Annotated in this window: 13 protein-coding genes; 6 read left to right on the forward strand and 7 right to left on the reverse strand. The window is 41.0% G+C overall.

Annotation, left to right across the window (positions count from 1 at the left end; all coding sequences use genetic code 11):
• Positions 1 to 8: 8 nt before the first annotated feature.
• Together SYN7502_RS16050 and egtD are read left to right on the forward strand one after the other, a co-directional pair.
• Entirely contained in the window at positions 9 to 593 is a 585-nt protein-coding gene (locus SYN7502_RS16050) for a Uma2 family endonuclease (protein WP_015169783.1), read from the forward strand.
• Between the two features lie 107 nt (positions 594 to 700).
• Positions 701 to 1,747, forward strand: a complete 1,047-nt coding sequence (egtD, locus tag SYN7502_RS16055) for an L-histidine N(alpha)-methyltransferase (protein ID WP_015169784.1) — start codon at positions 701 to 703, stop codon at positions 1,745 to 1,747.
• Between the two features lie 27 nt (positions 1,748 to 1,774).
• Here the strand turns inward: egtD and SYN7502_RS16060 are convergent, their stop codons facing one another.
• From SYN7502_RS16060 to rnhA, 3 genes are all read right to left on the reverse strand, one after another.
• Positions 1,775 to 2,245, reverse strand: coding sequence for a cupin domain-containing protein (locus tag SYN7502_RS16060; protein WP_015169785.1), 471 nt, complete (start codon positions 2,243 to 2,245; stop codon positions 1,775 to 1,777).
• Positions 2,242 to 2,664, reverse strand: a complete 423-nt coding sequence (locus SYN7502_RS16065) for a nuclear transport factor 2 family protein (protein WP_210391305.1) — start codon at positions 2,662 to 2,664, stop codon at positions 2,242 to 2,244. The genes SYN7502_RS16060 and SYN7502_RS16065 overlap by 4 nt, the downstream gene beginning before the upstream one ends.
• Before the next feature lie 240 nt (positions 2,665 to 2,904).
• On the reverse strand, positions 2,905 to 3,384 hold the full coding sequence (rnhA, locus tag SYN7502_RS16070; RefSeq protein ID WP_015169787.1) for a ribonuclease HI: 480 nt from the start codon (positions 3,382 to 3,384) through the stop codon (positions 2,905 to 2,907).
• 177 nt (positions 3,385 to 3,561) lie between these two features.
• Here rnhA and SYN7502_RS16075 point away from each other — a divergent pair, with 177 nt between their 5' ends.
• The 3 genes from SYN7502_RS16075 (at position 3,562) to SYN7502_RS16085 (ending at position 6,072) form a co-directional block, all read left to right on the forward strand.
• A complete protein-coding gene (locus tag SYN7502_RS16075) occupies positions 3,562 to 3,966 on the forward strand; it encodes a hypothetical protein (protein ID WP_015169788.1) in 405 nt (134 codons plus the stop codon).
• A 172-nt stretch (positions 3,967 to 4,138) separates the two neighbouring features.
• Positions 4,139 to 5,458, forward strand: a complete 1,320-nt coding sequence (locus SYN7502_RS16080; protein WP_015169789.1) for an adenylosuccinate synthase — start codon at positions 4,139 to 4,141, stop codon at positions 5,456 to 5,458.
• A 53-nt stretch (positions 5,459 to 5,511) separates the two neighbouring features.
• Complete coding sequence (locus SYN7502_RS16085; RefSeq protein ID WP_015169790.1) at positions 5,512 to 6,072, forward strand: 50S ribosomal protein L25/general stress protein Ctc; 561 nt, start codon at positions 5,512 to 5,514, stop codon at positions 6,070 to 6,072.
• A gap of 12 nt (positions 6,073 to 6,084) precedes the next feature.
• On the opposite strand, the gene SYN7502_RS16090 is transcribed toward SYN7502_RS16085, so the two are convergent.
• Both SYN7502_RS16090 and SYN7502_RS16095 read right to left on the reverse strand, forming a co-directional pair.
• A complete protein-coding gene (locus SYN7502_RS16090; protein ID WP_015169791.1) occupies positions 6,085 to 6,705 on the reverse strand; it encodes a 2OG-Fe(II) oxygenase in 621 nt (206 codons plus the stop codon).
• A 285-nt stretch (positions 6,706 to 6,990) separates the two neighbouring features.
• Positions 6,991 to 9,807, reverse strand: coding sequence for a cation-translocating P-type ATPase (locus tag SYN7502_RS16095; RefSeq protein ID WP_015169792.1), 2,817 nt, complete (start codon positions 9,805 to 9,807; stop codon positions 6,991 to 6,993).
• A gap of 180 nt (positions 9,808 to 9,987) precedes the next feature.
• Between SYN7502_RS16095 and SYN7502_RS16100 the strand changes: the two genes are divergently transcribed.
• Positions 9,988 to 11,355 (forward strand): NAD-dependent succinate-semialdehyde dehydrogenase, encoded by a 1,368-nt coding sequence (locus tag SYN7502_RS16100; protein ID WP_015169793.1) that lies wholly within the window; start codon positions 9,988 to 9,990, stop codon positions 11,353 to 11,355.
• 221 nt (positions 11,356 to 11,576) lie between these two features.
• Here SYN7502_RS16100 and SYN7502_RS16105 read toward each other — a convergent pair whose 3' ends face one another.
• Positions 11,577 to 12,596 carry a long-chain acyl-[acyl-carrier-protein] reductase gene (locus tag SYN7502_RS16105; RefSeq protein ID WP_015169794.1) on the reverse strand — a complete coding sequence of 340 codons (1,020 nt, stop codon included), beginning with the start codon at positions 12,594 to 12,596 and terminating at the stop codon, positions 11,577 to 11,579.
• Between the two features lie 94 nt (positions 12,597 to 12,690).
• Entirely contained in the window at positions 12,691 to 13,404 is a 714-nt protein-coding gene (locus SYN7502_RS16110; protein ID WP_015169795.1) for an aldehyde oxygenase (deformylating), read from the reverse strand.
• Positions 13,405 to 13,468: the final 64 nt, after the last annotated feature.

A 13,468-nucleotide genomic window follows, 5' to 3' on the forward strand; every position in this document is an offset into this window, starting at 1 on the left:
AAACAGCTATGGCGATTGCCCCAATTATTCCAATATCTTCTAAAGGCTGGACAGATCAAGATTTAATGGCACTACCTGACGATGGTAATAACTATGAACTTGTGGATGGAGAATTAATAATGAGCAATTCTGGACTAGAACATGGTTACATTGCCATTATTTTAGCTTCGGCACTCTTTGGCTTTGTTAGTTCTAGAAAGCTAGGGGTAATTTTGGATTCAAGTACTGCATTTACGATGCAATCAGGAAACAAGCGATCTCCCGACATTTCATTTTTAAGTAAAGAGCGACTAAAAGGGTTACAAAAGTTACCCAAAGGCTTTGGTGAAGGTGCGCCCGATTTGGCAGTGGAAATTCTTTCACCCAGTAATACGATCGCTGAAATTCATACCAAGATTGTGGAATATTTTGAAAACGGTAGCCGCCTAATTTGGGTAATTAATCCCGAAGAGGAATATGTATTGGTATATAAAAATATTCATAAACCTTCACCCGATCGCCTTCTTAGTTGCGTAGATAGTTTAAGTGGTGAAGAAATTCTGCCTAATTTTTCTTTTCCTGTTGCCGATTTATTTCCTGAACTTAATTTTTAAATCAATTATTAAGTATTAAGGGAATTTTTACTTAATTTTCAGAATTCATCTATAGCATCAACCTAATCATCTACTGCCAATACTTCTAACTATAATAAAAAATTTTTATGACCATGAATAGCAATTCCCTTAGGGATGTTGATCGCCGTCTATCTTTAGAACGTCTAATTGGTGACTTAGCTATTGCTTCTGAAGTTAATAACCATGGTAATAATGATGTTGTTCAGGGTTTAAGTAAATATCCTAAATCTATTCCCGCCAAGTATTTTTATGACGATCGAGGGTCGGAACTATTTGAGCAAATTTGTGAATTACCTGAATATTATCCAACTCGGACTGAAACAGCGATTTTAGAAACCTATGCGCCCGAAATTGCCACGCTTACTGGTTCCTGTGAGTTGGTAGAGTTAGGTAGTGGTAGTGCCATAAAAACTCGAATTTTATTGGATGCCTATCAAAATCTTAAATATCCTTTGCGGTACGTTCCCATTGATATTAGTGCAGGTATTTTAGAGACTAGTGCCTTTGCCCTGTTAAATGATTATCCCAGCCTTGAGGTACATGGTCTGGTCGGCACCTATGAGTTGGCATTACAAAGACTTCATAGTTTTGGCAGCTTTGGAGTAAATCACAGCCCTAGGCGAATGGTGGTGTTTTTAGGTAGTACTCTGGGTAATCTTAATCCTCAAGAATGCGATCGCTTTTTCGAGCAGATTACAGGAGCATTACAAGCAGGCGACTATTTCCTACTAGGTATTGACCTACACAAATCTAAAACTTTACTAGAACCCGCTTACAATGATGCTCAGGGCGTAACGGCAGAGTTTAATTTAAATATGCTGCGGCATCTTAATCACAGGTTTAATGGCAATTTTGATTTGTCTCAATTTAAGCACCAAGCAATTTACAACGAATACCAACACCAGATCGAGATGTACCTGCATAGTCAAACTGATCAAACCGTACATTTGCGATCGCTCAATCTCACAATTCACCTAGAAGCAGGAGAAAAAATCCTCACGGAAATTTCCCGTAAGTTTGATTTAACCCATCTGGAACAAGACCTAAAAAGTAAGGGCATAAAACCAGTTAAAACTTGGACTGATGACAAGCAATGGTTTGGCATGATTTTGGGGCAAGTTATCTCTGCGTAACAGATAAGCTAAAGTTAAGCGGCGCTATTAATATGCACGACCATCCTTGTGGGTTAAAGCCCATTTACCATTCGGCAGTTGTGTTGCTTTGAGATCATCATTGGGGTATTCGACCTCATCTCCCTCAGGGCGATCGCCAATCTCAAGATAGGTTACATTATCCTCAGATCGATTAATCAGTTGATGGGCGATACCTGTACCTGCCTTAAATCCATAGCATTCACCAGGATTCAGGACAAATTCATCTTCGCCTAGTACCAGCGTTGGATTGCCTTCTAACACTAAGATAAATTCTTCTTGCTTTGAGTGGCTATGAGCAAGCGCAGAAATTGCCCCCGGTGCAAGATGAGTTAAGTTAACTCCAAAATGAGCTAAGCCAAAATACTCACCCAGTTTGCGCTTTTGTCGTCCCTTCAAAAGGGCAGCATAAGGTTCAGGATATATCGTCTTACCGAGCGGTGCTGCAATCAATTTTGCTGAAATTGGCGATGGATTCATAATTTATCCTGCCTTGTTATATTAATGGCGTAACAAGCCCAAGCTTTCTTTACCTTCCCAGTCTCGTTAAACCATAGTACTTCAGTCACCATACCCCGATGTCCCTGGTAATAGAGCGTGATGCAATCTACACCTGTCAGTACTTCTTTTAGTTCAAAATGAAGGTCAGGAATTTGCGCTAACCCCTTCTTCCAGTAGGCTCTTACATTCGCCTTGCCCTGTAAAACTCCGCTAGATTCTCCAGCAATAGAAAGTATCAAAGGAGAAGTTAACTCGAAGTCATCCGTATAGTGGCTGAGGACAGCATCGATGTCATGTTGATTCCAATCCTCGATCCAACTGTGGGCAAAGCTTAATGCAAAATCTGTGCTGACAATCGGCGTGGTCACAGGATAAGGCATATTAATTGACGTACTCAAATTAGCTGAACGTCAATTAATATGTCAATATGAATTATCTAAGTTGGTTTAAAAAACAAGATATAGGTGTGGAGTGAAGTTTCCAAATGATGTGGTGATAGACCTATCATGGTGCAAGTAATGTCGTCGCCCAATACTTCCCTGCAACTAACATGCAGCAACGGCTGAGATGGAGCTTGAGTATGTTATTTTTTTAAGTTAATAATCACAAGCTAAATTCGGCTAATTTTTTGGCTAATTTTAAAGTCTGCTAATTTGATCACGGGCGATCGCATCACATCTTTCATTATCTTGATCCCCTGAATGTCCCTGTACCCAATGCCAAGAAACTTTGGCTGAATTTAACTGGTCAAGGATTTGCCATAGTTCCTGATTTTTAACAGGTTGCTTACTAGCAGTCCGCCAGTTATTTTGTTTCCAACCTTTAATCCACTTAGTAATGCCATCAATTACATACTTGCTATCCGTAAATAGCTTAACGGACTGATCGGGGTCTAGTTCCTGCCAAAATCTTAAGCCTGCGATCGCTCCTTCTAATTCCATTTGATTATTAGTGGTAAAAGCCTTTCTACCCCGTAGCTCCCGCCTAGAGCCATCACTAAAATTAATAACCACACCCCAACCTCCCGCCCCCGGATTTCCAGAGCAAGCACCATCAGTATAAATAGTCGTAATTTTAGTTGGATTAGGAGATAAATCAGAGGATTGAATTTTAGTCATAAAGGCATTTTAGCGTAAATTCTAATACCAAAGAACAGAGGTAAGTAGGCGTAAAACTTTAAATAAAATGTAAATTTTTATATTTTTCAATAATTTGGTAACAATAGATACGGAAATATTTGATATAATTTGAACAAGAAATCGAAAATAACAAAAGCAAAATAGGAGAAACCCAATATGTCTAATCAACAAGAGGCAAGAATGTTGGCAGCATCTCAACTTCAACAGCAAAAAAAACGCACCTCAGCCGTTCTTCACCGAACTGCAGAAGCAGAAATTAGTTTTAATCATGGGCAAGAGCGTCTCATTGCCTTAAATCTGCAAAAACAACAACTGCATCAACAACAGACAGCCATGACTAGAGCCTCCCAACAGCACCCCAAATTTGTCAATGAAACTAGATTAATTGCGGCAAAAAGCTTACATAGTTTAAAGCATCGTCAAAAAAGTCTGTTAAATCGGCTAGAACCTCATAAAAATGACTATAAAGAGCCAGAGTTCGATATTTCTCGGTGCTGGTGGATTACGGGGTCTAATGCGCTAACGCAATCTTGGAATGTTTTAGTGGGTGCAGGACGTTGAAAAATTGCTCAAGATTTATCTTTAGATTTAACTGCTAGGGGGTGAAATTTCACCTCTTATTTTTTTGTTTTTACGCTTTTATTTTAAAATTCATGAACAAAATTTAATTGACAATTAAGCATTTGTTTGAAATGATGGTTGTTTGTGAAATTGTTATTACGCATTCATTCTCTTGGCTAACGTAATTGTAATTGGTACCCAGTGGGGCGACGAAGGAAAAGGCAAAATCACTGATTTGCTTAGTCGTTCCGCAGATGTCGTAGTTAGGTATCAAGGCGGAATCAACGCTGGACACACCATAGTTGTAAATGAGCAGGTTTTTAAGCTGCACCTCATTCCTTCAGGTATTTTATATCCCCAGACCGATTGTATTATTGCTAGTGGTACCGTAGTTGATCCAGAGATTTTACTACAGGAACTTGAGCAACTGCGGAAAGTTGGTGTTTCTACGGATCGCCTATTTATTGCCGAAACAGCCCATGTCACGATGCCTTACCATCGCCTAATTGATAAAGCAGCAGAAGAGCTAAGGGCAGAGCATAAAATTGGCACCACGGGTCGAGGCATTGGACCTACCTATACGGATAAATCTGAACGTATTGGGATTCGCATCATTGATTTGATGGATACAGACCTACTACGCAAACGCTTAAAGTGGGCAGTAGAGCAGAAAAATATTATTTTAGAACGTCTATACAACTTACCTCCCCTTGACCCCCAAGAGGTCATAGATAAGTACATTGGTTATGCTGAACAACTACGCCCCTATGTAGTTGATGCCTCTTTAAAGATTGATGAGGCAATTAGGAAACGTCTCAATATTCTATTTGAGGGGGCTCAAGGCACTTTACTTGATCTTGATCACGGTACCTATCCCTACGTTACTTCTTCTAATCCAGTCGCTGGCGGAGCTTGCATTGGGGCTGGAGTTGGTCCTACAATGATAGACCGAATTATTGGTGTGGCTAAGGCTTACACTACTAGGGTTGGTGAAGGTCCTTTCCCTACTGAACTTAAGGAGGAAATCGGTGCTCATCTGGGCGATCGCGGGGCTGAATTTGGGACAACTACGGGACGGAAACGTCGCTGTGGCTGGTTTGATGGGGTGATTGGACGATATGCAGTCCGAATTAACGGTTTAGACTGTTTAGCAATTACCAAGCTAGATATTCTCGATGAATTGGAAGAAATCAAAGTTTGTACAGCTTACGAACTAGATGGACAAATAATTAGAGATTTCCCTAGCGATGCCCGTGCATTTGCGCGCTGTGTCCCCATCTATGAAACCCTAAGCGGTTGGCAGCAATCCACTGCCGATTGCAAAGAGTTATCTGATCTCCCCTCAGCAGCTAGAGATTATCTTAAGTTCTTAGCTGACTTGATGGAAGTCCCCATAGCAATTATTTCCTTGGGAGCTAGTCGTGGTCAGACTATTATTGTAGAAGACCCCATCCATGGACCTAAACGTGGTCTTTTGAGCGCAACCTTCTAAAATTAACCTAAGGCTAACTTTGCACCTATCTTAATATAACTAAATTGATTCCTATGCCACTAACTATTGAATGCCAATCTCGCTCCGATCAAACAAATCCCCGTGCTATTCGCCGTGGGGGTAGAGTTCCTGCCACTATCTATGGACATAAAGGAGCAGAGTCAACAGCCGTTACTGTTAATACTAAAGATGCCATTACCCTCCTGCGTCAAGCTGTAGTCAATAACACTTTGATTGATGTCAATGTTACTGATGGTGATTTTAGTGGAATTACAATTCTTCGAGAAGTGCAATATCATCCCTATAAAAATGATATTTATCACATTAGTTTCTTTTCGATCGCTTCTCAGTCCAAGATTGAAGTGAGTATTCCTGTGACCTTTGTGGGAGTTCCCGTTGGCGTTAAAGTTGGTGGTGGCTCTGTAGAAGTACTGATGAATGAAATTCAAGTATCCTGTCCGCCCACCGCAATTCCTGTATCCTTTGAAGTGGATATATCTAAACTAGATGTGGGACAAGGTTTGCATGTTAGCGACATTGTTTTACCCGAGGGCGTATCTGTCACCTCCGACGGAACACCACTTCTAATCACCATCGCTGGTGGACGCAAATAAATCAGGTAAATATCACTTCTTTTTAGTTACAGCCCTTGATTCAACGATAAATTCGGGAATTTGGCTTAACTCCTCATCCTCAAGACAGTATTGTTCACACACTAAACTCAGGCGCAGAGTCTCACTTTTAACCGCATTGACGGAGTGAGTTAGATGCCCCTGAAAGTGCAGAAGTGTATTGACTTGGGGATAAATTTTGGCAACTTGGCGTTTGCGGCGGGAACCGCATCCGTGGGAATCACTCAGAATTAACTCTCCTCCTTCCAGATTCGGTGGGATATTTACATACAGAACGCTTACTGTTTCTGGTGGTTCAATGGTTTTGCAATAGGAACGAAGGCTACGATCGATGTGAGGATCGACTCTGGAACCAGATTTTAATTGTAAAGGATTGAGGTAAAAGGCATTACAGTGCGGCATTAGAGCTAACTTCACATATTCCTTAAAAAACGGAAATTTAGTTACCATTTGACCGATATGCGATCGCTTAAATACCACAGAGAAGCCCTTGGTATTTATAAAGTCTCGATTTAAGTTATTGGTAGTAAAGAGAGAACTGGCTAGAATCTCCCCTTGCAGATTACTTAAATATTCTGGAGTAAAAATGTTGCTAACGGTGGAATAGTATTTCATTCACACCCAAACTTTTTCAGCATAGCGCAGGTATTTAACTACTTATTAATCAAGAATCGTCTTAAAGCTTTTAACGAAGTTAGGCAAATTTCTAGTTAGGCAGATTTTTACAGATGGGATAGCCTAAATTTTTCAAAATCAGAGAAGGAGCTAAAGACTGTCCTTGTTTCGTCCTTGCTCCCTCTATGGTTCACCCTCACATCTGATGAATTTAGCCTAGAACTGCTGAAATATCAATCCCTTGATCAAAATTAATAGCTAATTAATCAGTTAATTAATCTTTACCTATGATTGCTGGGGCTGCTTTTTAGCGAAAAACCACCGAATAAAGAGCTTTTCACCCTCAATCCACAGAAAGACTAATGCACATATCCCCAAGCAAGCTCCTAGCTCTGGCAAAGATAGAGGTTCTGTACCGAAGAAGTCACTAATGGGCTGAATATAGAGTAATGCTAACTGTAGTAGGGCGGTTACGACTACAGAACCAAGGAGAAAAGGGTTAGAGAAGAAGTTCATTTCTATAAGTAATCGATTATCAGAACGAACGGCAAGGGCGTGAACTAATTGAGCCAGACAGAGAGTAGTGAACACTATAGTCTTCCAATGATCTCGCCAAGTGGAGTCAGGATTGTTATAGGCAAACTCCATTAACCCAATGGTCAAAATTCCAAATACAATGCCAATCCGAATAATATAAGAACCAAGTCCTCGATCAAAAATACTTTCCTTGGGGCTAAATGGCGGTCTTTCCATAATGTCTGGTTCAGGCGGTTCTACAGCCAAAGCCAAGGCGGGTAGTCCATCAGTGACTAAATTCATCCACAAAATTTGCAAAGGAATTAAAGGGACAGTGGGCAGTCCAAGGGCAGGAGCAGCAGCAATTGTGATCACCTCACCGATATTACTACCAAGAATATATTTTATAAATCGGCGAATATTGGTATAAACTACCCTACCTTCTTCGGTGGCGGCAACAATAGTGGCAAAGTTATCATCAAGGAGTACCATGTCGCTAGCTTCTTTAGAGACATCCGTGCCTGTAATTCCCATAGCAATGCCAATATTTGCCTGTTTGAGGGCAGGAGCATCATTAACCCCATCACCTGTCATAGCGACAAATTCTCCATTAGCTTGTAATGCCCTAACTATGCGAAGTTTATGTTCTGGGGCAACTCGGGCATAAACGCTGGTACGAGAGGCAATGGTCATGAGTTCAGAGTCAGACATTTTTTCAATTTCGGTACCAGTAATCACGGCTTGATTGGGTTCAGAAATACCTAAATCTAAAGCGATCGCCCGCGCAGTTAATTGATGATCGCCAGTAATCATAACCGTACGGATGCCAGCATGTTTGCAAGTATTTACAGCTTCTGCCACTTCTAATCTTGGTGCATCACGCATTCCTACTAACCCTAACCACACTAGATTTTGTTCTGAAGCTTCTAGGTCATATTGATTAGGTAGATGCTCTAAGGTATTGGTAGCAAATCCTAAAACTCGAATTCCCTTACTAGCAAGCAGATTATTTTGCTCTAAAATTTGACTACGTTGAGCGGGAGTAATAGGCTTAAATTCATGGTTGATTTGAATGCGATCACAGCATCCCAAGACTAACTCAGGCGAGCCTTTAGTAAAGACTAGATATGAATTATCCTTTTGACAAACTACACTCATGCGCTTGCGCTCCGAGGAGAAGGGAATTTCTGCAATTCGAGGAAACTTAACATTTAAGACAGCAGATTCAAGACTAGCCTTAGCAGCGAGGGTAATTAATGCCCCTTCCGTAGGATCACCAATAATTGACCATTCCCCGTCATGATTTTTTTGCAGATGCGAATCATTACACAAGGTACAAGCAATTAGGATTGCATTAACCTCATAGTCTTCTACGGGATTAAATAATTGTTGGTCGGTGTTAAGAAATTTCCCCTCTGGTTCATAACCTTTACCAGTGACTTGGGTGATGGTTAATGCAGTATAGATGGTCTCAACCACCATTTTATTTTGGGTGAGGGTGCCAGTTTTATCGGAGCAAATCGTAGTTACAGAACCTAGGGTTTCCACGGCTTGGAGCTTACGAATTAGGGCATTACGCTTCACCATACGCTGAGTTCCTAGTGCCAAGGTTACGGTTACAACTGCCATTAACCCTTCAGGTACCACTGCCACTGCCATACTCAAAGAAGTATTTAACAAATTTTCAAATACATCTTTGGCAAATAGAACTTCACCAAATTTACTAAAGTCGGGCAGAATACCAATGAGATTTTGTAAGATGCCACTCTGTAGTAAGCCCACAAAAATAACTAAAGTTACTAAAACTAAAGAGCTACTAACCAGAATATTACCCAGCTTATCCATGCGTTGCTGTAGAGGCGTTGGCTCACTTTCCACATTTTGGATCATGGAGGCAATTTTACCCAACTCTGTTTCCATGCCGATCTCAGTCACCAGTAAAGTACCACGTCCTTGGATTACCTCTGTTCCTTGGAAAACAAAGTTATGGCGATCGCCCAAGGGTTCATTAATCGGCAAGACTAAATTGGCATCCTTATCCACAGCATTTGCCTCCCCTGTCAGGGCGGATTCGCGAATTTTTAAGTTTACTGATTCTAGTAGGCGTCCATCGGCAGAAACCTGTACTCCTGCTTCTAAAAACACAATATCCCCAGGTACTAGATCAAGGGATGAAATTTCTTGAATATTGCCATTTCTAAGCACTCTGGCATTGGGAGAAGACAGCTTTTTCAGGGCTGATAGCTCCTTTTCCGCTTTACTTTCTTGAGCAAAACCTAAAATGCCATTTAAAAATACAATGACAAAAATAGCGATCGCATCTTTAGGAAATTCACTTTTGCGCCAATCTAAAATACCTGAAATTACTGCTACCACCATCAGCATTACCAGCATAATATTGGTAAATTGATCGATAAAGATTTGGAAGTTAGTTCTCCCGACTTTACTAATAATTTCATTACGACCATACTGGGCTTGACGCTCCTGGACGGTGGAGATCGCTAAGCCTAAAGTTTGATCTACTGCCAAAAGTTCTATTGCTTCTGTGGATGAAATGTTATGCCAAGCGGTTTCCCCAGAAATCATGAGCATTCCTTAAAGTATTTGTACTGACTTTAATATTACTGGAAATTACGGTTCTAAGTCATTGCTGAAAATATCGCTGGAGATTGAGCAGATGATTCTCGTGAATTTTTACAGCAGGAAAATGCGATGATCAAGTCATGACATTAAGTACCGAGTTTATTAGGATGGTAATTTAAAACTATGGCGATCGCTACTACAAATCCCACCACAGGCGAGGTCATTCAGACTTTTACCCCATTAACTAGTGAGGAAATTTCCGCAAAAATTGCGATCGCGCACCAAGCATTTCATAGTTATAAATCTATACCCTTACCACAAAGATCAGAATGGCTGAAACAGGCGGCGGATATTTTAGAAGCAGATAAATACCGACTAGGAGCGATCGCTACCCTCGAAATGGGAAAAACCTTAAAAAGTGCCATTGCCGAAGTGGAAAAATGCGCCGTAGGCTGTCGTTACTATGCCGAACATGGTGCCAAATTTCTCCAAGATGTGACTGTACCCACCGATGCTAGGCTTAGCTTTGTCCGCTATCAACCCTTAGGAATTATTTTAGCGGTCATGCCTTGGAATTTTCCCTACTGGCAAGTATTTAGGTTTGCTGCTCCTGCTCTCATGGCTGGTAATGTGGGTTTACTTAAACATGCTTCTAATGTGCCGCAATGTGCCTTAGCGATCGCCGAAATTATCGAACAGGCAGGATTTCCATCGGGGGTATTTCAAACTCTTTTAATTGGCGCAGGACAAGTAGAACAGATTATGCGTGACCCTAGGGTTAAAGCCGCCACTCTTACTGGTAGTGAAGCTGCGGGACAGAGCTTAGCCACGATTGCAGGACATGAACTCAAAAAAACGGTTTTGGAACTGGGAGGCAGTGATCCGTTTATTGTCTTGAAAACTGCGAATATCGATTTGGCAGTCCAAACCGCAGTCTCAGCCCGCATGATTAATAATAGTCAATCCTGTATTGCTGCCAAACGCTTTATCTTAGAAGAGACGATCGCCGAAGAATTTCAAATAAAACTGGTACAGGCATACCAAAAGCTGAAAGTTGGTGACCCCATGCAGCCTGATACTGATTTGGGACCTTTAGCGACATCACAAATTCGTGCCGAAATCCATCAACAGGTTCAACATTCCCTTACCCAAGGTGCAAAACTATTAATTGGCGGAGAGTTTGATCCCGAACAAATTGGTAATTTTTATCCGCCCACAATCCTAACTAATATTCCAAAATCTGCTCCCGCTTATAGCGAAGAAATGTTTGGTCCCGTTGCCAGCCTATTTCGAGTTCCCGACCTAGATGCAGCGATCGCCCTTGCTAATGATACATCCCTAGGGTTAGGAGCCAGTGCCTGGACAGAAGATCAACATGAATGCGATCGCTTGGTGAATGAGATCGAGGCAGGATCGGTATTTATTAATGGCATGGTGAAATCCGATTGCAGTTTACCCTTTGGAGGCATTAAGCGATCGGGTTATGGGCGAGAGTTGGGGATGCTGGGGATGCAGGAGTTTTTAAATATTAAGACCGTTTGGATTAAATAGGCATTGACCAAATTCTCTAACTTTAATTTTCTAAATTTAACTCCAAATTTAAAAGTATATAAGTTTACAATTTGGTGATTTTAGGGAATTATTAACATGCAAGTGAATGTATAAGTTACTTGTTCAGTCGCAATGTCTAAGGCGATCACGATCTGGGGTAACTAATCAGGGGCGATCGCTTTGGGCTTCCTATCTTTATTATTACAACTAACAGCATCAGTTTAGGCAATTAATGGACGAAATCCATGCTTAATCGAAACTGCGCCAATCTTATCCATATTTTCAATGGTGATTTGGTTACGTCCCCAAGAAAAATTAGTATGCCAGCCTTCAAATTCCAACAACATGGACTCAGCAAAACAGGCAAATAGGTGGCGAGCAGGTGCACTCATACTAACAATATTCATGATTTTCCAGTCAATATCAATGGAATGCTCAACAATGCCACCATTAATCACATGGACATCAGGCACTTGAATTGCTGTAGCCATATTCTTGGGGTAACCACCATCAATCAAAATGCAGGGACGCTTGAGAGTGGATATATCTATTTCCATGCCCTTAGCCATACTTGCTACCCACACCACCACATCAGCAATGGGTAAAGCCTCTTCTATGCCCATCACCTTACCTCGTCCTAGTTGCGATCGCAGATCATGCAAGCGTTCTTGATTACGGGCTACTAATACTAATTCCTTAACATCGGTACGGGCATCTAACCATCTACATACAGCACTACCAATATCGCCTGTGGCACCACATACTGCAACAGTTGCCTTAGCTAAATCAATGCCAAATTTGCTGCAGCTTTCTTCAACTTGCCGACAGAGAATATAGGCGGTGTGGGTATTCCCCGTGGTGAACTTTTCGATTTCCAGATGAATGTTCCGAACTTGGCGAATTTGGCTCAGGTTAAAAGTTTCAAAAATAATCGAAGAAAATCCTCCTAAAGCCGTAATATCAATACCCTGCTTTTGGGCATAGACCATAGCATTAATAATCTTACGAGTGGCAGCCTTAAACTGTTTTGCGGCAAGCATTTCAGGTAAAAAGCAAGATTCTACATATTTACCTTGGATCACTTGCCCTGTGATACTAGTTACAGTAATGTCATCTACAATTTGCGGCGGAGCCATGCACCAAAACTCTAGCCCCTGTCCTGCATATTCGTCATAGCCTAAGTCCTTTGCCACAGCCTGAGCATGGGCGAGACTGGTGAGATGTCCGATCAAACCAAACATTAAATTTTTAGTACTCTTGTTACTGGAAGAAATTTATTGAAAGAATATTGTTATTCGAAGAATTTACGAGCAGAAACATTGATTTTGCCTAAATTTAAGCAGCAACTAAACCCATAGCCGACATTTTCATGATTTCACGGGTGTTAAAGCCAATCTTACCCAGACTTTCGCCATATTGAATCATAAAATCTTCTACCAGGGCATCTTTTTCCATCCCTAAGACTTTGGCATCCTTTGCTACTTGATTCAGCATCTTCCAAACTAGGGGTAGGTTTTGCCTGTTAGCTATTTCTAATTGATTTTTAGCGGTTTCAAAGTTTTCTTGGAGCCAAACTTCCCCAAAATTCAGGTGCAAATATTCATCTTTAACTACACCTTCGGTAATTTTACGGGCAAAGTCATCGGCAACGGGAATATAGATATTATAGGCAGCGATCGCAAAGCACTCAATAATTAAAGATTGAATCAAAAGACAAGTAACAACATCGGTAATCGCAAATGCTTTTTGAAAGTTCCCATGCAAAGCATTAAAAAACTCCTTAGCAAACTGCATATCTGGAATTACACTGAGATTACGCCCACATGCTTCAAATCCCTTCTTGTGGCGATTCTCCATTTTTGCCAACCCTGCTAACTCTGTTTTCAGTTCAGGTAATAACTCCCCCAGTTGCAGATAGTTATCATGTGCCTCTTGCTCGCCTTCAATCACGATCGCATTAATTCTGCTGTAGGCATCACGATAGGTGTCAGAACGATAATCTATATCAATATTTTCATCTGCAAATGCTGCAAATATTTGACCTATCATGGGTACCTCTAAATTTAATAATGCTTTAGTTATTCTATGCTATAGACGCAGTGTTGTTAAAAAC

The sequence above is a fragment of the Synechococcus sp. PCC 7502 genome, assembly GCF_000317085.1.
Taxonomy (GTDB): domain Bacteria; phylum Cyanobacteriota; class Cyanobacteriia; order Pseudanabaenales; family Pseudanabaenaceae; genus PCC-7502.